Origin of the sequence: Streptomyces dioscori (genome assembly GCF_003024195.1) — a bacterium.
Lineage (GTDB): Bacteria > Actinomycetota > Actinomycetes > Streptomycetales > Streptomycetaceae > Streptomyces > Streptomyces dioscori.
In genome coordinates, this window is record NZ_KZ679039.1 from 434,039 (window position 1) to 458,479 (window position 24,441).

At 69.8% G+C, this 24,441-nt stretch carries 28 protein-coding genes and 1 tRNA gene; 9 read left to right on the forward strand and 20 right to left on the reverse strand.

Annotated features, from left to right (window positions below; all coding sequences use genetic code 11):
• The first annotated feature begins 94 nt into the window (after positions 1-94).
• Complete coding sequence (sepX, locus tag C6Y14_RS06565) at positions 95-1,567, forward strand: divisome protein SepX/GlpR (protein WP_107015544.1); 1,473 nt, start codon at positions 95-97, stop codon at positions 1,565-1,567.
• A 120-nt stretch (positions 1,568-1,687) separates the two neighbouring features.
• Positions 1,688-1,761: transfer RNA gene (locus tag C6Y14_RS06570), tRNA-Ala, on the forward strand.
• A gap of 73 nt (positions 1,762-1,834) precedes the next feature.
• Here C6Y14_RS06570 and C6Y14_RS06575 read toward each other — a convergent pair.
• The 12 genes from C6Y14_RS06575 to C6Y14_RS06620 all read right to left on the reverse strand — a co-directional run bounded on the left by C6Y14_RS06575 (position 1,835) and on the right by C6Y14_RS06620 (position 8,993).
• Complete coding sequence (locus C6Y14_RS06575; RefSeq protein ID WP_199854646.1) at positions 1,835-3,067, reverse strand: site-specific integrase; 1,233 nt, start codon at positions 3,065-3,067, stop codon at positions 1,835-1,837.
• Complete coding sequence (locus C6Y14_RS06580) at positions 3,055-3,267, reverse strand: helix-turn-helix domain-containing protein (RefSeq protein ID WP_107015545.1); 213 nt, start codon at positions 3,265-3,267, stop codon at positions 3,055-3,057. The genes C6Y14_RS06575 and C6Y14_RS06580 overlap by 13 nt, the downstream gene beginning before the upstream one ends.
• Positions 3,264-4,655: a replication initiator protein RepSA gene (repSA, locus tag C6Y14_RS06585; protein WP_107015546.1), complete on the reverse strand. Its 1,392-nt coding sequence runs from the start codon at positions 4,653-4,655 to the stop codon at positions 3,264-3,266. Before repSA ends, C6Y14_RS06580 begins: the two co-directional genes overlap by 4 nt.
• On the reverse strand, positions 4,652-5,302 hold the full coding sequence (locus tag C6Y14_RS06590) for a DNA cytosine methyltransferase (RefSeq protein ID WP_107015547.1): 651 nt from the start codon (positions 5,300-5,302) through the stop codon (positions 4,652-4,654). Before C6Y14_RS06590 ends, repSA begins: the two co-directional genes overlap by 4 nt.
• Positions 5,303-5,307: 5 nt before the next feature.
• Positions 5,308-5,502, reverse strand: coding sequence for a hypothetical protein (locus C6Y14_RS06595; RefSeq protein ID WP_107015548.1), 195 nt, complete (start codon positions 5,500-5,502; stop codon positions 5,308-5,310).
• A 93-nt stretch (positions 5,503-5,595) separates the two neighbouring features.
• Positions 5,596-5,901: a hypothetical protein gene (locus C6Y14_RS06600; RefSeq protein ID WP_199854647.1), complete on the reverse strand. Its 306-nt coding sequence runs from the start codon at positions 5,899-5,901 to the stop codon at positions 5,596-5,598.
• A 24-nt stretch (positions 5,902-5,925) separates the two neighbouring features.
• Entirely contained in the window at positions 5,926-6,081 is a 156-nt protein-coding gene (locus tag C6Y14_RS44465; RefSeq protein ID WP_199854648.1) for a hypothetical protein, read from the reverse strand.
• 14 nt (positions 6,082-6,095) lie between these two features.
• Complete coding sequence (locus tag C6Y14_RS06605) at positions 6,096-6,287, reverse strand: mobile element transfer protein (RefSeq protein WP_107015549.1); 192 nt, start codon at positions 6,285-6,287, stop codon at positions 6,096-6,098.
• 18 nt (positions 6,288-6,305) lie between these two features.
• Positions 6,306-6,974 carry a DUF2637 domain-containing protein gene (locus tag C6Y14_RS06610; RefSeq protein ID WP_107015550.1) on the reverse strand — a complete coding sequence of 223 codons (669 nt, stop codon included), beginning with the start codon at positions 6,972-6,974 and terminating at the stop codon, positions 6,306-6,308.
• 76 nt (positions 6,975-7,050) lie between these two features.
• Positions 7,051-7,224 (reverse strand): hypothetical protein, encoded by a 174-nt coding sequence (locus tag C6Y14_RS44470; RefSeq protein ID WP_199854649.1) that lies wholly within the window; start codon positions 7,222-7,224, stop codon positions 7,051-7,053.
• An 84-nt stretch (positions 7,225-7,308) separates the two neighbouring features.
• The gene (locus C6Y14_RS06615; protein WP_107015551.1) at positions 7,309-8,634 is read right to left on the reverse strand and encodes an FtsK/SpoIIIE domain-containing protein; all 1,326 of its coding nucleotides are present in this window, start codon (positions 8,632-8,634) and stop codon (positions 7,309-7,311) included.
• 2 nt (positions 8,635-8,636) lie between these two features.
• Positions 8,637-8,993, reverse strand: a complete 357-nt coding sequence (locus tag C6Y14_RS06620; RefSeq protein ID WP_107015552.1) for an SCO3933 family regulatory protein — start codon at positions 8,991-8,993, stop codon at positions 8,637-8,639.
• Between the two features lie 161 nt (positions 8,994-9,154).
• On the opposite strand from C6Y14_RS06620, the gene C6Y14_RS06625 reads away from it, so the two are divergent.
• Both C6Y14_RS06625 and C6Y14_RS06630 read left to right on the forward strand, forming a co-directional pair.
• On the forward strand, positions 9,155-9,886 hold the full coding sequence (locus tag C6Y14_RS06625) for an XRE family transcriptional regulator (RefSeq protein WP_107015553.1): 732 nt from the start codon (positions 9,155-9,157) through the stop codon (positions 9,884-9,886).
• 41 nt (positions 9,887-9,927) lie between these two features.
• Entirely contained in the window at positions 9,928-10,398 is a 471-nt protein-coding gene (locus tag C6Y14_RS06630; protein WP_107015554.1) for an NUDIX hydrolase, read from the forward strand.
• On the opposite strand, the gene C6Y14_RS06635 is transcribed toward C6Y14_RS06630, so the two are convergent.
• The 6 genes from C6Y14_RS06635 to C6Y14_RS06655 all read right to left on the reverse strand — a co-directional run bounded on the left by C6Y14_RS06635 (position 10,399) and on the right by C6Y14_RS06655 (position 15,046).
• On the reverse strand, positions 10,399-10,947 hold the full coding sequence (locus tag C6Y14_RS06635) for an HDIG domain-containing metalloprotein (RefSeq protein WP_107015555.1): 549 nt from the start codon (positions 10,945-10,947) through the stop codon (positions 10,399-10,401).
• A gap of 84 nt (positions 10,948-11,031) precedes the next feature.
• Entirely contained in the window at positions 11,032-11,952 is a 921-nt protein-coding gene (locus C6Y14_RS06640; RefSeq protein ID WP_107015556.1) for a nuclease-related domain-containing protein, read from the reverse strand.
• A 737-nt stretch (positions 11,953-12,689) separates the two neighbouring features.
• A complete protein-coding gene (locus tag C6Y14_RS43965) occupies positions 12,690-13,142 on the reverse strand; it encodes a hypothetical protein (RefSeq protein WP_159074184.1) in 453 nt (150 codons plus the stop codon).
• Positions 13,143-13,354: 212 nt separating this feature from the next.
• Positions 13,355-13,870: a DUF4760 domain-containing protein gene (locus C6Y14_RS06645; protein WP_159074185.1), complete on the reverse strand. Its 516-nt coding sequence runs from the start codon at positions 13,868-13,870 to the stop codon at positions 13,355-13,357.
• Positions 13,871-14,252: 382 nt separating this feature from the next.
• Positions 14,253-14,561, reverse strand: a complete 309-nt coding sequence (locus tag C6Y14_RS06650) for a hypothetical protein (protein WP_199854650.1) — start codon at positions 14,559-14,561, stop codon at positions 14,253-14,255.
• Between the two features lie 8 nt (positions 14,562-14,569).
• A complete protein-coding gene (locus C6Y14_RS06655) occupies positions 14,570-15,046 on the reverse strand; it encodes a GNAT family N-acetyltransferase (RefSeq protein ID WP_107015558.1) in 477 nt (158 codons plus the stop codon).
• A gap of 58 nt (positions 15,047-15,104) precedes the next feature.
• On the opposite strand from C6Y14_RS06655, the gene C6Y14_RS06660 reads away from it, so the two are divergent.
• The gene (locus tag C6Y14_RS06660; RefSeq protein ID WP_107015559.1) at positions 15,105-15,950 is read left to right on the forward strand and encodes an exodeoxyribonuclease III; all 846 of its coding nucleotides are present in this window, start codon (positions 15,105-15,107) and stop codon (positions 15,948-15,950) included.
• 43 nt (positions 15,951-15,993) lie between these two features.
• Here the strand turns inward: C6Y14_RS06660 and C6Y14_RS06665 are convergent, their stop codons facing one another.
• Positions 15,994-16,617, reverse strand: a complete 624-nt coding sequence (locus C6Y14_RS06665; RefSeq protein WP_107015832.1) for a MerR family transcriptional regulator — start codon at positions 16,615-16,617, stop codon at positions 15,994-15,996.
• Between the two features lie 178 nt (positions 16,618-16,795).
• On the opposite strand from C6Y14_RS06665, the gene C6Y14_RS06670 reads away from it, so the two are divergent.
• From C6Y14_RS06670 to C6Y14_RS06685, 4 genes are all read left to right on the forward strand, one after another.
• Positions 16,796-18,376: a flavin-containing monooxygenase gene (locus C6Y14_RS06670; protein ID WP_107015560.1), complete on the forward strand. Its 1,581-nt coding sequence runs from the start codon at positions 16,796-16,798 to the stop codon at positions 18,374-18,376.
• Complete coding sequence (locus C6Y14_RS06675) at positions 18,373-19,299, forward strand: alpha/beta fold hydrolase (RefSeq protein ID WP_107015561.1); 927 nt, start codon at positions 18,373-18,375, stop codon at positions 19,297-19,299. Before C6Y14_RS06670 ends, C6Y14_RS06675 begins: the two co-directional genes overlap by 4 nt.
• Positions 19,296-20,186 (forward strand): SDR family oxidoreductase, encoded by an 891-nt coding sequence (locus C6Y14_RS06680; protein ID WP_107015562.1) that lies wholly within the window; start codon positions 19,296-19,298, stop codon positions 20,184-20,186. Before C6Y14_RS06675 ends, C6Y14_RS06680 begins: the two co-directional genes overlap by 4 nt.
• A gap of 80 nt (positions 20,187-20,266) precedes the next feature.
• Positions 20,267-20,479: a hypothetical protein gene (locus C6Y14_RS06685; protein ID WP_107015563.1), complete on the forward strand. Its 213-nt coding sequence runs from the start codon at positions 20,267-20,269 to the stop codon at positions 20,477-20,479.
• Positions 20,480-20,809: 330 nt separating this feature from the next.
• On the opposite strand, the gene C6Y14_RS06690 is transcribed toward C6Y14_RS06685, so the two are convergent.
• The gene (locus C6Y14_RS06690) at positions 20,810-24,205 is read right to left on the reverse strand and encodes a S41 family peptidase (RefSeq protein WP_107015833.1); all 3,396 of its coding nucleotides are present in this window, start codon (positions 24,203-24,205) and stop codon (positions 20,810-20,812) included.
• Between the last annotated feature and the right edge of the window lie 236 nt (positions 24,206-24,441).

The window sequence follows — 24,441 nt, forward strand, 5'->3', positions numbered from 1 at the left end:
GGTCACAAAAAAAGCTCGAAATATCAGCCAGATCGTGCGACACACCGGCTCAATTGGCAGATGGCCTCATGCAAACCCCTCTACCGTGTGAGGCGTGAGCAGCAGCGGCCTCATCTACGCAGTCATTGTCGGGGCCTGGGCCGCCTACTTGGTGCCGATGTGGCTCCGTAGGCAGGACGAGCTGAATGAGGCCCGTCCGACGGAACGCTTCAGCACCGCCATCCGGCTTCTGTCCGGACGGGCGGGCATGGAGCGCCGATACGCCAAGGACCTGCAGGCGCGCTCCGCCGAAGAGGGGGAGCAGCGCGCCGACCCGGACGGCGTCACCGACTCGGTGGACGTCCGGGCCTTCGCCATGCCTCCGACGCGCCGTGAAGTACGGGCGAACGTCGACGAGGCGCGGGACGCGCGTGACGCACGGGATGCGCGTGACGCGCGCTCCGAGGCGCAGCACGCCCAGGCGCAGGCCCAGCACGCACAGGCCCAGGCGCAGCACGCGTCCAGACAGGCGCAGGCGTCGAGGCAGGCCGCGCAGCAGCAGGCGCTGCAGCAGGCGTCGGAACAAGAGGCGAGGCAGGCGGCACGGCAGGCGGCCGCGACGGCCCCCAAGTCCGGCGCCCGCCCCGTGCCCCAGCAGGGCGCCCAGCCCTCGAAAACATCCAGGGCCTCCAAGACGTCCAGGGCCTCGAAGACGTCCAGGGCTTCGAAGACGGCGAACGGAACGACCGCGTCGTCCCCCGCGCGACGGGCGGCCGCTGCGGAGGCCGCGGCCCGCGCCCGGCGCTCGAAGGTACTCGCGCGCCGACGGCGTACGACCGTCATGCTCTTCTTCGCCTTCACGCTCGGTGCGGTCGTCGCGGCAGTCGGCGGGCTCGCGTTCCTGTGGGCGCCCGGGGTGCCCGCCGTGATGCTGAGCATCTACATCGCGTACCTGCGCTCCCAGGAACGTCGGCGCTTCACCTACGTGATGGACCGCAGGCAGGCCGAGGCCGCGGCGCAGCGGCTGCGTGAGCGGCAGCCGCGCCGGCGGCCCCCGGCCGACCCGGGCGCCGCCGACGAGCCGGAGGACGGACCCGAGTCCGACACGGATCCCGGTATGTCGGCGCTCGCGGCGGACCGCCGCGCCCTCGTCGAGCAGACCGACCACGCGGAGTGGGTCGACCAGCAGCGCGAGCGCCGCAACGGACCCGCCCGCGGCGAGAGCTGGGACCCCGTCCCGGTGCCCCTGCCGACGTACGTGACGGCGCCGGTCGCCCCGCGTGCGACGTCCGAGGTCGACCTGGGCGCGCCCGACGCGTGGAGCTCGGCCCGGTCCAGCACGGCCGAGCCGAACGCGGACCGTACGGCGGCCGAGGCGGCGGAGGCCGCCGAAGCGGCCGAAGCGGCCAAGGCGCAGGAGGAGCTGGGCGAGCCCGACGGCGACGGCGGGGACGACGGGGACGACAACTCGGACAGCGCCGCGGACGCCCGCCGCGCTGCCTCGGCCCGCCGGGCCCGCGAACGGGGCCGCACGCCTCTCTTCGACCAGTACGAGGACGGCGACCGGCCGCGCGCCGCCAACGAGTGACGTCACCGGTGACGCCACCTCAGAACCCCACCGGAGGCCCTGCCCCTGACCAGCGGGAGAGCCCCCGGGAACGGATTTCCAAGCACCCGGATCGGGATGCTAGAGTTTCACTCGTTGCAAGGGCCTGTGGCGCAGTCTGGTAGCGCACCTCGTTCGCATCGAGGGGGTCTGGGGTTCAAATCCCCACAGGTCCACCGCAGCTCAGAACCCCCGCCGGGGAGATCCGGCGGGGGTTCTTTGGTGTCGTACAGCAGCGAAGTACAGCAACTACTTCCGATCTTGCTTGCCGAGGTGCTTGCCCAGCTTGCGCAGTGCCCGCCGGGTCGACTCCGACGGAACGTGCGTGTAGACCTCCATCGTCACCGCGATCTTGCTGTGCCGGAGGATCTGCATGGCGACCCGCGGATGTACGTCGAGGGCGGCGAGCAGGGAGCCGCAGGTGTGCCGGGTGTCATGCAGTCGGATGCGGCGAACGCCCGCACTGGCCGACCGGCCGGCGAACTGGCGGTTGAAGTTGCGCGGCTCGAACGGCGTGCCGTAGCGGGTGGTGAACACGAAGTCGGACTCCGACCACAGCTCGCTGGCCGCCTGCCTGGAAGCCTCCTGCTCCTTTCTGCGGAGCTGGAGAGCGGTCACGCAGATCTGCGGCATGGGGAGCGTGGCCGTGGACGCCTCCGTCTTCGTCACGTCGTGGACAAGGCGCCGGTTGATCCGCTGGAGCTGCATCTGCACCGTGATCTCCCCGGCGTCCAGGTTCACGCTCTCCCACGTGAGGCCCAGCACCTCGCCCCGCCGGAAGCCGAGCACCAGGATCAGCACGTACGCCGCGTACAGGGAGTCACGAGCCGCTGAGGCTGCTTCGAGGAACTGTCGAGCCTCTTCCACTGACCACGGGTGCCGCTTCGTCTTGCGCGCGGACCGCACCTTGACCAGGCCCGCGACGTTCTTCGAGATCAACTCTTCCGTCATCGCGTTGGTCAGTGCCGACCGCAGCACGGCCCGAGCATCCTGCACGGTGCGACGCGACGGGATGCGCTCGCAGCAGTCGCCGGCGGCGCAGCAGCGCGGAGTGTCCCGCTTCGCGTCCAGTCCCTGAGCACAGCACTGGCACTGATCCAACAACGCGTTGACCCAGCTCCGGACGTCCCGCACGGTGAGCTTGTCGAGGCGCTTCGAGCCGAGCCCCGGCACGATGTACAGCCGCACGTGCATGGCGTAGGTCTCTGCCGTCTTGGGCTTCAGGTCGGGCTCTACGACCTCCTTGAGCCACCGGCTCAGGTACTGCGCCAGGGTCGGCGTAGACGTCGCTACAGGGCCCTTCTGGGCTTCAGCGTGAAGTTTGATCCACTTCTCGTGGACCGCGTCACGGGTCTTGCCGTACACGTACTTCCGCTTGCGCTTGCCTTCCGGAGTGTCCACCCAGACGTACGCGGCGAAGCTGTTCCTGTACGGGTAGATCGAGCCTTCCCCGTTGCCCCGCTTGCCGCTCATGCCGACCACTCCGCTTCAGCTTCCCGGGCACGGCGTTCGACGTACTCGTCCACGTACCGGGGCAGGATGCGGCGGTTGCGGCCGTCCTTTATGGAGTGGATCTCACCGGTCAGGACGAGCATCTTCGTCTTCGAGAGGCCGTAGCCGAGCATCTCGGCGACCTCTTGCGTGGTGTACCACTTCCGTTCGATCACAGTGGCGGTGGTCATGCTGCGGTTGCCTCCCGTTCGAGTTGGTCGTGCAGGGCTTCGCGTGCTGTCTCGCGGTTCTGTTGAAGGTCACGGGCGATGGACGCGGCGAGGGCGGATTCCCCGGGGGTATGGCCGTGGCCGGCGTACTGCCAGGAGGCAAGGACGAGCACGGTGTCCGGCTCGATGTCGTCGAGACCGCGGGCGTCGCGTTCCTGGGCTGCGCGGTAGTCGGCGCGGGTCTGGCGGAGCTCCCCGAGGGTGGTGGAGTAGCGGCGGGACTTGGACGAGAAGTGCCCGCGGAAGCCGAGCATGTGAGCCCAGGCCCGTAGGCGCCGGTCCGGGTAGAGGGGGTCGAGGTCGAAGCAGGCGGCGATGAGCCGGCGGGCATGGTCGGGCACGCCGAGCAGGACGGGCGCTTCGAGGTTGCCGATGGGCCGATCAAGGGTGCCGGTCGTCTCGGCCGCTTTGGTGGCGTACTTGGCGACGTAGGAGGCGACCGCCTGCTCTGTGATGTCCGAACCGTCGGCGAACGCCTTGACCGGGCGGACGTCGAGCTGTCTGCCCCACTGGAAGGAGCGGGCCAGCTCGTCACCGGCGGCGGGCACGGACACCGTGGCGTAGCGGTGCACGGCGGCGGCGCGGATCGCGTCGTCGAGGAGACCGACGCTCGCCCAGGACGGCGGCGGGTCCTCGGGCCCGTCGGGTCCGTCGAGGCGGATCACGGCATGGAAGTGGACGGCGCCGCGCTTTTGGAACTCGGCGACCTTGCCGTACGAGAGGCGGCAGGCGTCGGCGAGCTCGCGTTGGGTGAGCCCGGCACGGGCGGCGATCTCCCGACGCAGCCGCTTGACGAAGCGGTGCCACAGCTGGCCCGCATGGTTGTTGAACAGCACGGTCCCGGCGTAGTCGTACGTTGCCGGATCGAGCGCCGTGCCAAGCACGGGGGCATCCTCCGCATGGCGGGCACCGCAGCGGCAGCGACCGCGGGACGGCCGGTTGTGGACCGGGCCGAACGAGGGTGCGGTGAAGGTGGCAAAGACGCGAGGGTGCTCGCGGACGGCGGCGGGAATGTCGTAACGGTCGTCGCCGGCGAGTCCGGCTCGGATCAGGTGGTAGGTGTCCCCGGCGTACATCCAGGCGCAGGCCGGGCACCGCGAGGCACGACGGTTGCCGCACGCGATACGCAGCCGGCCGCCCGGCTCGGTGTCGGTGCTGTAGCGGTGCAGTGTCTCGCCGGTAATCCTGTCCTTGGTGAGCGTCCAGCCGGTCAGGTGGATCGGGTCGGCACAGCCACCGGTGCGTTTGATCTGCTCTTGCCAACGGTCGAAGCCCGGAGCCCCGGCGACCCTCAGCATGTCGGCGAGGGTGTCCGGGGCCAGGCCCAGTGCGGTGGATGTGCCGCTCATGCGGCGACCTCCAGGCGGGAGGCGAGGAAGGTGCGGCCGAGGTGTTGGGTGTAGGCCGGGGGGATGCATTCGCGGATGCCGTCGCGGTTCATCCACGGCACGCCCATGACCTGCTTGGCGAGGGCGACGCCGGAGAAGTTGCCGACGAACTGGCCGTAGTGGCCGGGCGGGACGGGGCGGCCCATCTTGGCCTGCGGGACGGTGTGGCGCAGGTGGCGGGGCTGGACGAGGCGGAAGCCGCCGCCGGGCTCGAAGTAGCGGTGGCGGTAGGTGTCCAGGCCGAACATGGGCCCGCACAGGAGCACCGGGGTGCGGAGCTTGGGCAGCGCACCGCGGACGTTCTCGATTACGAAGGGCCGCCCGGTCGCTTCGAGCGCGGTGCGGGTCGGGCCAATCAGGTCGGGGTGGTCGTTGCCCTGGAGGCGCTGGCAGTCGCTGTCGCCCTGGCAGGGCGGCGAGGCGTGGATGAAGTCGAAGTCCGCGCCGTGCTCGCGGACGAAGGCGAGCGCGTCGCCCTGGACGAAGCGGTAGGGGTAGCGGGGCTGCGGAGCGAGGTCGACGCCCGTTACGTCGCATCCGGCGTCCGCGTAGCCCTTGGCAGCACCGCCCTGGCAGCAGAAGAGATCTAGGACTCGAAGTCGCATCATGGCGGTCACTTCCCGGCACGAGCGGAGATCGGAGCGGTCACCCAGGCGGGAGCGAACCCGCGCCCCTGGCAGGCCGAGCAGCAGACGGTAACGGTCTCGCGGGTGCCGTCCGCGGACCGGTCGCCGGTCGTGATCGTGGCGACGGAGAAGCCCTTGCAGTCCGGGCAGGGACGCGTCGGGACGGAGTTCGGCTGAGGCATGATGAGTGAGCCCTTCCGGGTCCGTTGGATCTGAATGGGGTCAGGCGCCCGGAGCGGACGAGACTTGGCGGTTGAGGCCGCTCCGGGGGCCGGTCACTTGTGGGACTTTGGTGCCTTTACGGCGAGGGTGACGAGTCCGCCGCCGCCGATCAGGGTGGGAATCGCGGCCTTGACCGCTACGGCCGTCGCGGCAGCCACCTCGATCAGCGACAGCACGGCAACGGTGGTCAGGTACACGACGCCGCAGATGCCGACCGTCGCAGCGAGGATCACGACCACCGGACCCGTCCAGGAGCGGGGCGCGGTGTGGACGATGACGACCGACCGCGGGTCGCTGCCCGGCGGAAGCAGGTCTGCCGGGATGTGTCCGGCGCGGAGCTGGTCATCAGGGCGGATCACGGTGGTTCTCCCTTCCGGGGTGAGCTACTTGGTGGCGGTGTCGATGACGGGGGCGAGGACGCTGCCGGCGAGCAGGTAGCCACCGATCAGCAGGACGACCACGAGCCACAGCGGCGGGCGGACGAGCTTGACGCCGACCAGACCGACGCAGGCGATGAAGAACCACAGCGGCACGGACATGACCGGACCTCCCTTCAGCGGACCGGGCAGCGGTGGCCCTGGGCGGCGACCATGGCGGGGCTCACGTCGTCGTACTCGACGGACCAGCCGCAGTCCTCGACCGCGCAGGCGGCGACGTACTTGATCTCTCCACGGCGTCCGTGAGCGGTGCCGACAGAGACCCGTCCGACGCGGTGCAGTTCACGCCAGATCTGGTAGAGGCCCATGGTGGTGCTCCTTTCGGATCAGGTGAGTTGGGCAGCGATCGCATCCGCCATCGGGGCAGGGACCCCGAGACGGGAGCGCAGGGTGTCGGTGTCGATCCGGGCGCCCGTCCGGGCACGGTGGTCATCGGCGACCTTCCGGGCGTGCGCGACCAGCGCGGCCGGAACCTGTGGAGCCGGACCGGGATCGGCGGCGGGCAGTGCCGCGGGCTCGTCGACGACGGCGAGCGGAGCGCTTTCCCTCCCCGCAGCAGGCGCCGGTACGCGCTCGATGTCGGGCCCGGGTGAAACGGGGACCGCCGGCGGAGTCTGCGTGCGGTCCGCGGGCCGGTTGGGCGAGTGAGCGAGGAGGGTGCCGCCGAGGAAGGCCAGCGCGGGCCATCCGGCGACGCCGAACCGCAGCCAGGCCGGAGGGTGCTGAAGGTCGAGGAAGCCGGCGGTGGCGACGTTGGCGCCGAGCGAGGCGACCAAGGCGATCAGGAACCAGCACCAGGACAGCCGGGAGGGACCGTCGGAGCGGAGCCGGCGCCACGCGGCGACCAGGAGCAGGTCAACGCTGATCGGGTAGGCCCATGCCTTCCAGCCGTCCTGTCCGGCAGCGGCGGCGAGGTCGTGCAGGTGGGCGAAGGACAGGGCTCCGGCGATCACGGCTTGTACGAGGACGGCGTCCGGGCGGATCGGGCGGGTCATGTCTTCACCTCCTTCGCAGGGATTGAGCCAGGGCGGGGCGGGGATCAGGTCCGGCCGCCCGGCCCCGGGCGGGTGTTCAGTCGGTGGCTTCGCCGGTGCCGAGGCAGGAGAGGCAGATGCCGCTCTGCTGGCCGACGAGCCGGTGCTTGCGGCCGACGCGGACCGCGCGGGGGACCTCTCCGGTGCCGTTGCAAGGCCCGCACTTCGGCAGCTCCGGAACCTTCCGGACGGGGCGTTTGCGTGTCGCCATGACGTGATCTCCTTCCGGCGTCAGGCAAGGAGCGGGTAGGGACATGGCGCGAGAGGGTCGCGCCGACCGTCGAGCGGGGCGAGATCAGGCGGCTTCGGCCACCGCCGGCGCAAGGCCGAGTACGGGCCTGAAGCGGGCCAGTTCCGGCAGGTCCGGGGTCAGGTCGGCGTACCGATTGCAGGCCGCCACGGCTTGCCGCATCGAGGTGTGAGGGGTGCGGATGCGGGTCCACTCCCCGGTGGAGTAGCCGACCACGGCCATGCCCCGGCGTGTGTTGGGGATCTGCGTGGCGGCGAACACGGCGTACGGGGAGATGTCGCCGAAGGCCATCTTGGCGGTCGATTCGTCGTTGACGCGGTGCACGGTCCGGCCGGTCAACTGGGCGCGCAGCATGGTGATGCCGTCGCCGAGTTCGGAGCCGAAGCGCTGCCCGTAGATGTCGAGGAAGATGCCGGCGGCGCGGCCGAGCTGGGCGAGACGGATCAACGCTGTGATGATCCGGTCCCGGCGCGGGTCGTGCCGCTTGCTGCTCATGGCGAGTTCGGCGATCTCGTCGATGGTGACCATGATGGGTACCGGGCGCAGTGCTTCAGGCAGGTCCCAGATGTTCGCGGCGATCTCCGCGTCCGGGGTGTCCGCACTGATCCGCTGTTCGAGGCGGATCACGTCGTAGATGCCTTCCATCCGGACCATCAGCGCTTCGAGGAGATCGGCCGCGTCGTCGGCGTTGTCGGCGAGAGCTGAGAAGCGGCGGGCGAACGGGCTCAGCTCGATCTTCTTGCAGTCGATGCCGACCAGGGCGACCGGCTGCGGGGCGAGTTCCTTGATCACGGTGCGCTGGAAGACGGACTTGCCGGACTGCGTGGCGCCGACCGTCACCGAGTGCGGCACCTCCCGGTAGTCCCGGTAGTGAACTGATCCGTCCTCCACCAGGGCCACCGGGATCTTCAACAGACCACGGTCGGTCTTGACGGGCATCTGTACGTGCTTGAGCACGTCGTAGCCGGTCAGGGCGATTTCGACGACGCCGGGCTTCGCTTCGCGGGAAGTGACCTGGTGGACGCCGAAGGAGTGGCGCAGCCGGTCGGCGGCGGCGGAGAACTCGAACGCGTCCTGCCCGGGGCGCATCTTGATCCGCAGCCGGACGCCGGTCCGGGTCGGCCTCAGCCACAGCAGCCGGGGGACGCGTTGCTGCGGAGCCGGCTTCTTGGACCAGCGGGCGAGCGCCAGCCGGAGGCGCGAGGCGGGCACGGTGAGGTGGCAGGCGTCCATCACGGCCGCGTAGCGGAAGCGGATGCGCAGCGCGCAGAGCAGGATGCCGAAGGTCAGCCAGTACCAGGCGGGGCGGCGCCACTTCAGCAGCAGCGCCGACCCGACCACGATCGCGACGGCGATCAGTAACCAGCTCATCGTCAGGCCGCCTTGGGCTTCGAGGCGCCGGCGGCGAGCGAGGTGACGGCGACCGCGCGGAAGGAGATGCCGTGCCGCTTCTGGCCGTTGAACTCGTTCTCCCACGGCGTGGCGACCAGGCCGGTCAGCGCGACCGGGGTGCCCATGGCCAGCTCGCCGGAGATGTCCGGCTCCGCGACGGTCACCGAGACGACCTCGGCGTTGCCGTTCATCACGAACAGCACGTCCACGGTCATCAACGTGTGGCCGGAGACCCGGTCGGTGGCGATCACGCCGTTCTGCTTGTCACGCAGCTTCGTCTGCGGGGGCTGAGCGACCATCAGGGTCGCGCCATTGGTGTCGACGGGAATCTGACGCATCGTCGTCTCTCCTGATCTGGCGAGGGATCACGCGCCGCCGTTTCGGCGGTGAGATCAGGAGACCGCGAACCGTGGTGGACGTATCACGGTCCGTATGGACGTTTGGGGACGTCTGAGCTATCGTCAAAACGTCCCAACGACGTCCCGGAGGAAGGCACGTCATGGCGAACGAGCGTCTGCGCGCGGCGATTTCGGCACAGGGCGAGACGATCCAGTCCGTGGCTCAACACGTCGGGATCGACCCCAAGAGCGTGGAACGTTGGATCACGACCAACCGCACTCCGCACCGGGGCCACCGTTGGAAGGCGGCGACCTTCCTCGGCGTCGATGAGGTCTACCTCTGGCCCATCGTCGAGAAGCAGGCCGAGACGGCGAGCAGCTCAGAGCTGATCACGTACTACCCGCACAGGGGCGCGGTCCCGGCAGCGCTGTGGTCATCGCTGATCGAGAAGGCGAAGGATCAGGTCGACATCCTCGTGTACGCAGGGCTGTTCCTCTTCGACGGCAACCCGGACCTCCCGGACCAGATGATCGAGAAGGCGCAGGTGGGGGCCCAGGTCCGCATACTGCTCGGCGACCCGGATTCCGAGATGATCCACCAGCGCGGCGAAGAGGAAGGCATCGGTGACGATCTGGCCGCACGCGCCCGGATCACACGGCGCTACCTCGAACCGGCGATGACGACACCTGGCGTCGAGATCAGGTTGCACGACACGATCCTGTACAACTCGATCTACCGGTTCGACGACGACGTGTTGGTGAACCCGCACGTACTCGGGGCGCCGGCCGGACAGAACCCGGTCCTGCACTTCCGGTACCTCCCAGGCGCTCGGACCTTCCGGCACTACATGAAGAGCTTCGACTACGCCTGGGAGCGCGGCCGACCCGCGTAGGCAGCCGGTTCGATCCCGGCCGGGCGTGCGACGCTGGAGGCATGGCCCGCGTCGACTACTTCAATGATCCGGAAGCCCCCGAGGCGAACAGCATCGTCCCGTCAGTCACCGTCGTGACGCGCAACACCGCCGGGGAGATCCTGTTGATCCACAAGACGGACAACAACTTGTGGGCACTGCCCGGAGGGGGAGTCGATGTCGGCGAGTCCGCACCGGATGCCGCCGTACGGGAGACGAAGGAAGAGACCGGTTTCGACGTCGAGGTGACGGGCCTGGTCGGCACCTACACCAACCCGGCGCACGTCATGGCGTACGACGACGGTGAGGTACGCCAGCAGTTCTCGATCTGCTTCACGGCGCGCATCGTCGGCGGCGAGTTGCGGACGAGTAGCGAGAGCAAGGAAGTGGCGTTCGTCGACCCGAGCAGGCTGGACGAACTGAAGATCCACCCGTCCATGCGGATGCGGATCGATCACGGCTTGGCCAACCTGCCTAAGCCCTACCTCGGCTGATCAACCAAGACGGGTGAGCGTCCGCTCGACAGCAGCTCCGAGGTAGGGCCGCGCCTTGCTGATCGCGGTGTGCACTTCGCTGCCCACCTCGTACCGGTCCAAGATCTCGTCGATGCGGCGGTCGAAGTCGAAGGACTGCCCGGCGGGACCGGTCGTCATGTCCGCGTAGATCAGCGCGTCCAGGACCGCGGAGTCCTCGCGCTCGTACACGGCCAACTCGGCAGAGAGCCCACGCTGTTCGGCCTCGTACACGGCTCCGGAATGGTGGGCGACCAGCCGTACGAGGCGTGTCGGCGCCCGGAGCGTCTCCAGGTGGCGCGCACCATCGAGCGGGTGGAAGCCGGTGTCCCGGAGCTCCGGCGCGTAGCCGATGTCGTGCAGCCACGCGGCGGCGACGAGGAGATCCCGATCCTCTGCGGACACAGCCGCGGAAACCTCGGACGCACGGGCCGCCACGGCCTGTGTGTGCAGCCAGCGGTTCCCGAGCGGGGGCAACAGGGACTCGGCCAGTTCGGCCGCTCCCTGGGGCGTGTCCAGTGCAGATGCCATGCAACGCACGGTAGCCGACCGGACAGACCCGCGGACAGCCCGGCATCAGCCGCTCCGGACCGTGGCGCGAGCGATCTTGACAGATCAGGAGTGGAGCCAGACGCGCTTGTGTCGAGCAACGGCATAGATCTGTTCGACCTGGTCCGAGGAGAGCTTTCCAGAGAGGGGCGCGAGGGCCGACACCTCGCGCTCCTGATAGATCCGCACGGTGTACTGCGTGACGGCACGGTGCAGGGAGACGACGCCTGCGAAGACCAAGACAGGCTCCACAGGGATGGCGAAGCCGCAGTATCGTTCCAAGATCTTGCGCACGAAGTCAGCTTCAGCCTTACTGGCCGCCGCGTAGGGGACGGGCCGACCGTGGTTGACCTTGGCCATTTCGTCGCCGACCCAGACCGAAGCGCCCTGATGATGCTTGGTGTTGATGCTGAAGACGCCGCCCGGGCCGATCAACAGGTGGTCGATGTCCCCGCCGTTGCCCTTCGGCACGCCATGAAGAACCTTCCAACCGCGGGAGGAGAGACGTTGCAGCTCCCTGCCCACGCGCTGCTCGCCTTCGAGGCCGACGTACCAGCTGTCCCACTCCGAATGACGGCGCAGCATCTTCGCCCAGAGTCGTCGGAGTGGCGACGGTCCACGAGCCGCGATGGCTTCAAGTAGGGCCGCACCCGGACGGTTCTCCGCCAGATCCTCGGCGACGGTCAAAGGGGGTAAGACCGTCGGCTGATCACGCCGACGCGAAGTGACCTGCCCTGATTGGCGAAAGGGCTCGGCAGGCTCCGTTCGAGGTGTCTCGGGGGCCTGCGCCGGCAGCGGCCGAACGCTCGCCGAGTCGCCGAGATGCTGGCGCAAGAGAGCCACCGCTTCGCGGCGGTACCTCTGCACCTTGACCGTAATGACCTTCGTCGGTCGGTCGGCCCAGGCGACAGCAGTGCCATCCGGGAGGTTCACGTAGAGCCGATCTTTGCCGTGGCGCTTCCACGGGTTCACCGTCAGATCAGTCATTGGTCCGCCCCCGCCTGCGTTTGTCCCCATCTACATGGCAGCAGTCGGCCCGGCCCCCGGCAAGAGCGCCTTGCGGTCAGACTTTCCCTACATCATCAAGGCTCGCTTCGCTCGCGGCCGACTGCTCGATCGCGAGCGCCAACCGCCTTACCAGCTGGGCTTTTGCTTGGGAGACGCAAGGCAGCCCGCGGGGAACCGCCGCCGCGATCCGACCTGGGAGGGAGAACCCATCAGCACCCGTAGGACCGCAAGGCGCACGAACACGAAGCACCCCAACGAGACCACCAGACCCGAGTTGCCCAACGAGTAGAGATCGTTCCGAGGGCCGCGCACGCGCGGCGGCGCCGGCCGGTCGCCGCCGCGCCGCCTCCATGCCTCCGTCACCGGCCGCGCACCGTCGCCCGCCCGGCGCCACCACTCAGCGGCCAAGAACCAAGCACCGGGCCATGAGGTAAAGGGGATTGCCGCACAGCAGGTCACAGACGCTTTGTGTTACCGAATAGGTCGGATCGCGGCGGCGGTTCCCCGCGGGCCACCTCGCTACCGTGGCCGTTGCCCCGTGGCTGGGGCGGTCGGCTCCACGACTTTAGCCAGCCACTTTGGGGCGAGCCTCGAAGATCATGGCCCCAACGTCGTGCTTTACCGGGCAGGTCCACAGACTGCCCGACTCGCCATCAGCTTACGGGGCCATGATCACTCGCCCCAAAGCAGCTCCCGGCCAAAGTCGCTCCGCCGCCCTAGGATTGATCACTTCCAGGCTCTCGGGCGCGCGATTGCGAGAGGCGATTTCCACTCTCATCACGTAGGCGCTTCGGAAAGTCCGTGAAAATTCCGAGCATGCCGATCACGAACAACAGTGCAAAGAATGCTGTCCCGATATGCCATACGCCCCCGCGATCAAAGCTGAACCAAGCGAACGTGCCTCCAACCAGCATGAAACCAATTCCAAGCCCTACGCCAGTCCAGTCCCGCGAGCGCTGATCCTCATCCTGCAGTAGTGCCCGAAAGGCATCCGAGATGTGCTGTTTGTACTCTCCCTTGACCTCAAGGTCATCCGGCATGGCCGTGAGCAGTTCAAGATCCTTCTTCAGGCGGTCTCGACTGTCGTAGCGTGGCCGCCGTCCTTGCCAGAGCACCCCAGCTAGCGCTAGAACGCCAACTACGAGCGTTGTGATTTCTGACCCTTTCATGTGCGACAGGCTACCGACCCAGTTGGGAGAAAGCTGACCAATGGCACTGTCTCCCGGCTGTGCCGTTCTTGTGCCAGGGCGGGCGGGGGCACGCGGGGAATCGGGGTTTTCCAGGCTGCAGCGAGCACGCAAGCCAAAGAACTGCCAGGTCACTAGTGTGATCGCCTCACCTCGCTCATAAAGCGGGTCTTCGCTCAGCGATCAGCCGGAACTCACGCGGGAGGTAAGCGACGAAGGCCAACCGTGCGGTGAACGTCCTGCATCGTAGTGTTCTTCGCCCGCCACGCCAGGTCCTCGAAGTAGAACATGGTCAAGTTGCGATGTCTCTCCCGTTCGGAATAAACGAAGGGGGCCAGCTTGTCCCATGTTCTGAGGATGGCCCTGCCGTACGCCCCAAGGACCAACTCCTCGTCCACCACGTTGTGGGCAACAAGCTTCCCGATATCGTCGTAGAACAGGCCGACTCGCCGGATGTGATCTTTGATTTCTTCCGGGAGATTCCGGTACCCCTCTTCGGTGGGATGGTTATCTCTGAGCTCATCTCGGATGTACTCCATTGACCGAAAGAACTCCGGAGTTCGCGTCTCCTTGAAGGCATCGATGATGACCGGCAAGACGTTTGAGTCGTTAGCTAGCTTGAGCTGACGGCGGGCAGCCAGTGCAGAAGTCAGAAACGCGCCTCCCGACACCGTCAGGGCAAGTAGATTCAGCACCAGTGACCCATCCATGCGACCACTCTGCCCGCTGCTTTGCGCAGCTGTACGCGCGATCGAGGAACTGGCTCCAGTGGAAGGCTGCCCGATGTGGCTGCGGTACAGCAGGGGAGTACAGCAACCCCCGTATCCCGCAGCGACTGTCACCGGCCGGAAGTGCATCGCTGATCAGCTCAGCAAACTTCAGCGACCTCCCCGCCCGTAGTTCGCATCGAGGGGGTCTGGGGTTCAAATCCCCACAGGTCCACCGCAGCTCAGAACCCCCGCCGGGGAGATCCGGCGGGGGTTCTTTGGTGTGCGTGGTGGCACCCGGATCGCGTGGCAACCCGGATCGCACGGCGGTACCCGGATCGCGTGGCAGCCCGGGGGCGTGGTTCGCGGCGGTGGGGGAGGGGGCTCAGTAGATGATGACCCTCCAGCGCTCCACCCAGCGCAGCCACGCGCCGCCCGCGCCGCGTACCTGGATGCGGTCCGTCCGGACCTGCCAGACGGTGCCGTAGAGCGTGGAGTCCGGGAGATCCACTCTGACGGTGTCGTAGACGTCCACGTCGGTCTCCACCGGCCGGGACCACGTGTGCGCGCAGTGGCCGCAGGTGTAGCCGACCACCTCCTGGCCCCCGACGGACGTGGGGCGGCCCTGGTGGACCGCCTCCACGGAGCATCGGGGGCACGGGTCGGCCGTGTGCTCACCCGTCTCGTACGACATACGGCTCCTCACAGAGGTTTCGCGAAGCAGCGGCTGTCCTCGTGGAAGCGGTAGTGGCCGAACTTGACGCAGGGCTCGTAGCCGCTGGACGCGTACAGGGCGATGGCCTCGGGCTGCTTGTTGCCGGTCTCCAGGACCATGCGGGTGCGGCCCGCCGCTCGTGCGTCGGCCTCCAGGGCGCCGAGGATGCGGCGTGCGAGGCCGTTGCCGCGGGCCTGCCCGATCACGAACATGCGCTTCAGCTCGGCGTCGCCGTCCGAGTAGCCCTCGTCGTTCTCGTCCTGGGTGCGCCAGCCGCCGGTGGCCACGGGCCGGTCCTCGGCGTCGTACGCGATCAGGTAGAGGCCGAGCGGCGGCTCGAACATCGACGGGTCGAGCGGGGTGACATCGCCGTCGTCCCCGTAGCGCACGGCGTATTCGGCCTGCACCTCGTCGTTGAGTTCGACGGCGTCGGGGTGGTCGAAGGCGACCCGGCGTATATCCATGCTGAGTATCGTACTTCTATGCAGTGGGAGGGGTGGGCAGGTGCTCTGTGCTCGTCCAGTGTGCCGGTATCGTGCCCGGGTGCTCACTGTGACCTCTGTGAATGTGAACGGGCTCCGGGCCGCCGCCAAGAAGGGCTTCGTGGAGTGGCTGGCGGACACGTCCGCCGATGTGCTGTGCCTCCAGGAGGTACGGGCCGAGCCCGAGCAGCTCCCGGAGGGCGTACGGCAGCCCGAGGGCTGGCATGTCGTGCACGCGCCCGCCGCCGCGAAGGGGCGGGCCGGTGTCTCCCTCTACACGCGCCGCGAGCCCGACCGCGTCCAGGTCGGCTTCGGGTCGGCCGAGTTCGACGGCAGCGGGCGCTATGTCGAGGCCGACCTGCCCGGCGTCACCGTCGCCAGCCTGTACCTGCCCTCCGGTGAGGTCGGGACCGAGCGGCAGGACGAGAAGATCCGGTTCATGGACGAGTTCCGCACCTATCTGAAGGCGCTGCGCGTGCGGGCCGCCGCCGAAGGGCGCGAGGTCGTCGTGTGCGGCGACTGGAACATCGCCCACCAGCCGGCCGACCTCAAGAACTGGCGGGCCAACCAGAAGAGCTCCGGCTTTCTGCCGGAGGAGCGGGAGTGGCTGGGCAAGGTCTTCGGTACGGAGGCGGGTGACGGCGATGCCGACGGGCTCGGGTACGTGGATGTCGTACGCGCGCTGCACCCGGACGTCGACGGGCCGTACTCGTGGTGGTCCTACCGCGGGCGAGCCTTCGACAACGACTCGGGGTGGCGGATCGACTACCAGGTCGCCACGCCCGGACTCGCGGCCCGGGCCGTCAAGGCCTTCGTGGAGCGGGCCGCCACCCACGGGGACCGCTGGTCCGACCACGCGCCGGTGACCGTGGTCTACGACCGCTGACCCTCGTGCGCGGTCGGCCGCCGGGCGGACCGGTTGCCGGGGTTCACGGCCGTTTCTGCAGCCGTCGGTCCAGCGCCATCGACAGTTCCGCCTCCACCACGCTCTTCGCCAGGGGGCGCAGGCGCTGGAGGTCCTCCGGGGTGCGGTCCTCGGTGAGGACCACGTCGGTGAACAACTCCGCCAGGGCGTCCGCGTGTTCGCGTACGCGGCGGGCGGCCGCGAGGATGTCCGCGAGCGGGATGCCCTCGCGGACCAGGGCCGCCGAGGTGTCCAGGAGCCGGCGGCTGATGTGGACGATGTCCGTGCCGTCGGTGGCGAGGTAGCCGAGGTCCAGGGACGCGGCCAGGTTCTCCGAGGTGGCCTGGCCCGCGAAGACGTCGGCCAGTTCCTCGGGGGAGAGGCGCACCGGGGTCTCCTCGGTGGGGGCGCCCAGGCCGAGGAGTTCGCCGACGTCGCGGCCGTGGTCGAAGGCCTCCGCCAGCTCGGCGATGCCGTTGAGGGTGTGGCCGCGCTCCAGGAGGGCGGCGATCGTGCGCAGCCGGGCGAGGTGGTCCTCGTCGTACCAGGCGATGCGGCCCTCGCGGCGCGGTGGCGGGATCAGCTTCCGCTCGCGGTAGAAGCGCAGCGTGCGCACGGTGATGCCGGCCTGCTGGGCCAGCTCCTCCATTCGGTACTCCCGCTTGTCCGCCACATCGGCACCCTATGTCGTACCGTCGGTAACTTTCCTGCGCGCGACCCCTACCCATGAGTACGGAGCTGCTCTAGTCTCCCCATTGCGCCAGTGTTCACTGGCGCGGTCGCACGTGGCGTCATACGTGGCATGGACGCGGCATGGAGGCATCGGGATGACCGAGCACGAACATGTACGAGTGGCGGTGATCGGCTCCGGTTTCGGCGGGCTGGGAGCCGCCGTACGGTTGCGCCGCGAGGGCGTCACCGACTTCGTCGTCCTGGAACGGGCCGGCAGCGTGGGCGGGACCTGGCGCGACAACAGCTACCCCGGCTGCGCCTGCGACGTGCCGTCCCACCTCTACTCGTTCTCCTTCGCGCCCAACCCCGACTGGCCGCGCACCTTCTCCGGGCAGGAGCACATCCGCGCCTATCTGGAGCACGTCACCGACGTCTTCGGGCTGCGGCCCCATCTGCGCCTGAACTCCGAGGTCAAGCTCATGACCTGGGACGGCGAGCGGTTGCACTGGGTGATCGAGACCAGCAGCGGCACCCTCACCGCCGACCTCGTCGTGTCGGCGACCGGGCCGCTCTCCGACCCCAAGGTGCCGGACGTCCCCGGCCTCGACACCTTCCCCGGCAAGGTGTTCCACTCGGCCCGCTGGGACCACGACTACGACCTGCGCGGCAAGCGGGTCGCGATGATCGGCACCGGAGCCTCCGCCATCCAGATCGTGCCGGCGATACAGCCCGAGGTCGCGCAGCTGACCCTCTTCCAGCGCACCCCGCCCTGGGTGATGCCCCGCATGGACCGGGCCGTCAGCGGCGCCGAACGGCTGCTGCACCGGACGCTGCCCGTCACGGCCCGGCTGCGGCGCGGACTCCTGTGGGGCATCAGGGAGTTGCAGGTCCAGGCGTTCACCAAGCGTCCGGGCGAACTGGGGCTGGTCGAGGAGATCGCCAAGCGGAACATGTTCCGGGCCATCAAGGACCCGGGACTGCGGGCCAAGCTCACCCCGTCCTACCGCATCGGCTGCAAGCGCATCCTGCTGTCCAGCACGTACTACCCGGCCCTCGCGAAGCCCAATGTGGACGTCGTCGCGAGCGGACTGCGCGAGGTCCGCGGCTCCACCGTCGTCGCCGCCGACGGCAGCGAGGCCGAGGTCGACGCGATCGTCTTCGGTACGGGGTTCCACGTCACCGACATGCCCATCGCCGACCGGGTCGTCGGCGCCGAGGGGAAGACGCTCGCCGAGGCGTGGTCGGCGTCCGGCATGAGGTCCCTGCGGGGCGCGACCGCCGCCGGATTCCCCAACTGGATGACGATCATCGGACCCAACACGGGCCTCGGGAACTCCAGCATGATCCTGATGATCGAGTCCCAGCTGAACTACATGGCGGACTACGTAAGGCAGTTGGACGTGCTCGGCGGCCGGGCCGCACTCGACGCACGCCCCGGCGCGGTCGACGCCTGGAACGACCGCGTCCAGAAACGCATGGAGCGTACGGTCTGGTCCACCGGCGGCTGCAACAGCTGGTACCTCGACGAGAACGGCGTCAACACGACCGTCTGGCCGGGTACGACCACGGAGTTCCGCGGCGCGACACGGCACGTGGACCTGGCGGAGTACGACCTGATCCGCCCACCGGCGCCCACGCCCGCAAGCGAACCCGCATCCGAACTCGTACCGGCATCGGCCGCGCAGCCCGCGACACCGGCCGCCCTTACCAAGAAGAAGGCCGAGGCAGAAGCATGAGCCGACTGACGCGCGAGGCCTCCGGCCCCTACGCGCCGCCCGTCCCCGCGCGCGAGCTGACGGCGGTCTCCGCCGACGGGGCGCGGCTGCACGTCGAGGTGCACGGAGCCGTCGACGACCCGGCCGCCCCCGCGGTGGTGCTCGCGCACGGCTGGACCTGCTCGACCGCCTTCTGGGCGGCGCAGATGCAGGAACTCGCCACCGATCACCGGGTGATCGTCTACGACCAGCGCGGGCACGGGCGCAGCCCCGCCAGCCCCGCGTGCAGCACGGACGGGCTCGCCGACGACCTGGAGGCCGTGCTCGCGGCCACCCTCGCGCCCGGCGAGAAGGCCGTTCTCGTCGGGCACTCCATGGGTGGGATGACGCTCATCGCCGCGTCCGAGCGGGCCGGGTTCCGGGAGCACGCCGCCGCCGTACTCCTGTGCAGCACGGGCAGTTCACGGCTCGTCGCCGAGTCGCTCGTACTCCCGATGCGGGCCGGCCGGGCGCGTACCTGGCTGACCAAGCAGATCCTCGGATCGCGGGCGCCGCTCGGACCGGTCACGCCGCTCGCCCGGCGGATCCTCAAGTACGGAACCATGGGGCCCGGTTCGGCGCCGGCCATGGTCGAGGCGTGCGCGCGGATCGTGCACGCGTGTCCCCGGCAGGTGCGCCACTCCTGGTCGAAGGTGCTCGACCTGCTCGACCTCGACCACGCGGTACGGGAGTTGCGCGTCCCCACCGAGGTCGTGGTGGGTACGGCGGACCGGCTGACGCCCGCCGTGCACGCCCGCTCGCTGGTCGCCGCGCTGCCCCACTGCGTCGGCTCCACCGAGCTGCCCGGTATCGGGCACATGACCCCCATCGAGGCACCCGACCTGGTCACCACCCGGATCCGGGCCCTCGTCGCCACATACGCAGTGATCAAGGAGGGCGCATGAGCAGGGTCGGTCTTCAAGGACAGGTCGCCGTCGTCACGGGGGCCGCGCGGGGCGTCGGGGAACTCCTCGCCCGCAAGCTCTCCGCCCGCGGCGCCACCGTCGCGCTCGTCGGCCTGGAGCCCGAGGAACTGAAGGGCGTCTCCGAGCGGCTGCACGGCGAGAGCGGGTACTGGCACGCCGACGTCACCGACCACGAGGCCATGGCCGAGGTCGCGCGCGAGGTGAAGGCGCGGTTCGGGAAGGTCGACATCGTCGTCGCCAACGCCGGGGTAGCCAACGGCGGGCCGTTCGTCGACTCCGACCCGGTCGCCTGGCGGCGCGTCATCGAGGTGAACCTCATCGGGTCGGCCGTCACCGCCCGCGCCTTCCTGCCCGTCCTCCGGGAGAGCCGCGGCTATCTGCTCCAGATCGCCTCGCTCGCCGCGATCACGCCCGCGCCGATGATGACCGCGTACACGGCGTCCAAGTCCGGCGTCGAGGCGTTCGCGCACAGCCTGCGGGCCGAGGTCGGCTACCAGGGCGTACGCGTCGGGGTCGGGTACCTCTCCTGGACCGACACCGACATGGTGCGCGGGGCCGACCAGGACGACGTCATGCGGGAGTTGCGCCAGCGGCTGCCGTGGCCCGCCAACAAGACGTACCCGCTGGGGCCGGCCGTCGACCGGATCGTGGCCGGCATCGAGCGGAGGTCCAGCCACGTGTACGGGCAGTGGTGGCTGCGTGGGATGCAGGGGGTACGGGGCTATCTTCCGGCGCTCATCGGAACGGTCGGGCAGCGGGAGATGCGGCGGTTCGCACCGCGGCTGGGGAGCATCGCGACGGGGCTCGTCGGTGCAGGTGGGGAGGCTGATCAGGCCGGGCGGGACACGGTGCGTCACCGACCGTGACTGATCGAAATGCGCGCAATGTCCGTGCGTGTAACTCTGGTCGAGGCCCAACCCCCTCACCCAAAACGGGAGTGAACCTCATGGCCATGAAGGACCAGTTCCAGGACAAGACCGAAGAGCTTCAGCGCAACGCCAAGCAGAAGCTCGGTGAGCGTCGTGACCAGGCGGGCGAGCGTGGGCAGCAGATGCCCGAGCGTGAGCGGCCCGCCGAGCGTGAGCGGCCGGATCGTGAGCGGCCGGAGCGGCGTGCGCCTGAAGGTACGCGGGAGCGGCGGGACGAGTTCGACGTCTGAGACGTCCGACTCGACTGAGCTGACGCTCTGTTCGACCTTCGGCCTTGGCCGGAATTGACGTGGGGCGCCCTCTTCTCTGGGGCGTCCCACGTTTTTTGCCGTCTGCGGCCCGGTGGGGGCTGGCCGCGCAGTTCCCCGCGCCCCTAAGGGGCTCCGCCCCCCAAAGACGAAAAGATTGCGCAGTTCCCCGCGCCCCCAAAAGACAAAGGATTGCGCCGTTCCCCGCGCCCCTGATGGGGCGCAGCCCCTCCCGAGGGGCGCGGGGAACGGCGCGATCAGCCCCCACCGGGCCGCAGGTTGCAGCGGATCGGTCAGCGCCCCCGCCGGGGGTCAGGGCCGGGGCGGCAGCCGGGGCCGGGACCTGTCGGGGAGGGCCGTGTACGGGGGCGGTGTGGACGCCGGGTGCAGGGCCAGGAGGTCCAGCGCCAACCGGACCGCGTCGTCCAGCTGCGCGTGACGGCCCTCCGCCCAGTCCAGCGGCGTGCGGAGGACTTCCAGATCAGGACAGACCCCGTGGTTCTCCACGGACCACCCGTACGCGTCGAACCACGCCGCGTTCATCGGCACCGTGATGACCGACCCGTCCCCCAGCTCATGGCGTCCGGTCATCCCGACCACCCCGCCCCACGTGCGCTGCCCCACCACCGGCCCCAGTTTCAGCAGTTTGAAGGCCGCCGTGATCATGTCCCCGTCCGAGGAGGTCATCTCGTCGGCCAGGGCGACCACGGGCCCGCGCGGGGCGTTGGACGTGTACGACACCGGCTGCGCGTCACGGGTCAGGTCCCAGCCCATGATCGTACGGGTGAGTTTCTCGATGACCAGTTCGCTGATGTGGCCGCCCGCGTTGCCGCGTACGTCGACGATGAGCGCGGGCCGCGACACCTCCATGCGCAGATCGCGGTTGAACTGGGCCCAGCCCGAGCCGCCCATGTCGGGGATGTGCAGATAGCCGCACCGGCCGCCGCTCAACTCCCGTACGACCTCCCGGCGTTTGGCCACCCAGTCCTGGTAGCGCAGCGGGCGCTCGTCGACGAGGGGGACCACCGCCACCCGGCGCGAACACCCCGCACGCCCCGCGCCTCCCGCGCCTCCCGCACCCCCCGAGCCCTCCGCCGGGGTGAACGTCAGCTCCACCGTCGTACCGCCCGCCCCCGCGAGCAGCGGGAACGGGCCGGTGACGGGGTCCACCGGACGCCCGTCCACATGCGTCAGCCGCGCGCCCTCGCGGATGCCCGTACCGGCCAGCGGTGAACGCGCCTTGGAGTCGGAGGAGTCACCGGGCAGGACGCGTTTCAGCACCCAGTTGCCCTCCCGGCAGGCGAAGTTGGCGCCCAGCAGACCTTGGGGCCGCTGATAGTGCGGCGGTCCCTCGTTGCGCCGCGCGGCGACCACGTACGCGTGCGAGGTGCCCAGTTCGCCCAGCACCTCGCGGAGCAGGTCCGCGAACTCGTCGGGGGACGCGACCCGTTCGACCAGCGGACGGTACTGGTCCAGCACGCCCTGCCAGTCGATGCCGCACATGCCGGGTTCCCAGAAGTACGACCGGATGAGGCGGCCAGCCTCCGCGTACGCCTGGCGCCACTCCGCGGCCGGGTCTGCCTCGTGCAGGATGCGGCGCAGGTCGATCCAGACGGTCGAGTCGCCGTCGCCCGGCTCGGTGGACGGGACGGCCCGCAGCTCTCCCTCGTCGACCACGACGAGCCGGCTGCCGTCGCCGCTGGGCGCGAACCAGTCGAGGTGGTCGACGAGTTCGGACTTCTTCGCCTTGGCGAGGTTGAAGTGCTCCAGGGTCGGCCGGCCGCTGGTGTCGTCCGGGTTCGCGAACGTCTCACCGAGCGCCCCCGAGATCGGCCAGCGCAGCCAGACGAGTCCGCCGCCCGCGACCGGATACAGCGCCGAGTACTTGGAGGCCGTGACCGGGAACGGCGTCACCCGGCTCTCCAGCCCCTCGGTCTCGACGGTCACCGTGCCGCTCCCCGCACCCCCGTCCCCGCCTCCCCCTCCGCCTCCATCCTCGTCCAGGCCGCCGGCCGCCGGACGGCCCTCGGGGGTCAGCGCGAAGGGGGACGGGGTCGCCGAAGACAGCGGTACGAGGTACGGGCGGCAGCCCAGCGGGAAGGAGAGGTCGCCGGTGTGGACGTCGTACACCGGGTCGAAGCCGCGCCAGGAGAGAAAGGCGAGGAAGCGGCCGTCGCGGGTGAAGACCGGGTTCTCGTCCTCGAAGCGGCCGTTGGTGACGTCGACGACCGTGCGGGCGCCGGGCCCGTCGATCCGCGCCAGCTTGATCTGGCGGAGCGTGCGGCCGATGCCCGGATGCGACCAGGTCAGCCAGGTCCCGTCGGGGGAGAAGGCGAGGTCGCGCACGGGCCCGTTGACGGACCGGACGAGCTCCGTGACGACACCGGCTTCGTCCACAGCGGCCTCGTCCACGCCGGCCTCGTCCACGCCGGTCCCGTCCACACCGGTCCCGTCCGCGTCGGTCGCGTCCGCAGCGGTCCCGGCCGCCCCGGTGGAAGAGCCGGCCTCGCGCATCTCCTCCGTACCGCCCCCCTCGTCCACGGTGAGCAACAGCAGCCGGCCGTCGTGCGAGGCGATCGCCAGCCGCTCGCCCTTCGGGTCGGAGACGAGTTCCAGGACGCGGCCCAGTTTCCCGGCGGCCAGCCGGCGGGGCTCGCGTGCGCCCGTCGCCCGGGGCAGATACGCGATCTCGACGGCGTCCTCACCCTCCGCGTCGGTCACGTACGCCACCTGCCCGCCGGAACCGAGCATCTCCGGCAGCCGGACGCGGACACCCGGGGTGTCGGCGATGGTGCGGGCCGGCCCGTCGCGGTGCGTGAGCCAGTACAGACTGCCGCGGACGACGACCGCACCGGCCCGGCCCGTCTCGTCCACGGAGATCCCGTCGACGTGCTGGGCGGCCGGCACCTGGTAGGGACGGCGGCCCGTGCGGGGCCCGCCGAGCCGTACGTCGAGGCGGCGCGGCCGGGCGTCCGCCGCCAGGTCGTCGACGATCCACACCTCGCCCGCGCACTGGTACACGACCCGGCTGCCGTCGCTGGACGCGTGCCGGGCGTAGAAGGCGTCGTGGTCGGTGTGGCGCCGCAGGCCGGAGCCGTCGTGCAGGCACGAGTACAGATTGCCGACACCCTCGTGGTCGGAGAGGAAGGCGATCCGGTCGCCGACGAACATCGGCGAGTCCAGATGCCCGTCGAGGTCGGCGAGGAGGCGCTGCCCGTGCAGCCAGAGCCGCCCGGTGGCGCCACCGCGATAACGCTTCCAGGCGGCGGGCTCGTGCGGGGGCGTACCGGTGAGGAGCAGCGTCCTGCGCTCGCCGTCGACGTCCGCGACCGCGATGTCGGAGACCGGGCCCCACGGCAGCTTGCGGCCGGGGCCGCCGTCCACCGGCACGCTGTAGGCCCAGGTGAAGTAGGAGAAGGGCTCGCCGTGCGAGGCGACGGCGAGGATCTCGCAGGCGCCCTCCGCGTCGGGGGGCGACCAGCCGCAGACCTGGGTGTCGGCGTTGCCCCAGTAGGTGAGCCGCCGGGCCGGGCCGCCGTCGACCGGGGCCAGCTGGATCTCCGGCACGAGACTGCGCCACGTCGTGTACGCGAGGTGCCGCCCGTCGGGGGAGAAGCGCGGGTGGCTCACCTTGGTCCGGTCGACGGTCACCCGCCAGGCGCGGCCGGGCCCGTCGAGGGGCGCCACCCAGAGGTCGTCCTCGGCCACGAAGCAGAGCCGGTCCCCGCTGAGATGCGGAAACCGAAGGTAGGAGGCGGAGCCGCCGCCCGCGCCCCCGCCCGCGCCCGCCCCGGCCCCGCCCGCGCCCGCCCCGGCCGCGCCCGCCCCGGCCCCGGCCGCGCTCCCGGCAGCGTCCCCGTACCCGTCGCCGTGTCCGCTCCCGCGGTGTCCGTTCCCGTACCCGGTCCCGCTCTCACTCCCGCTCTCGTCGCTCACCCACCCAT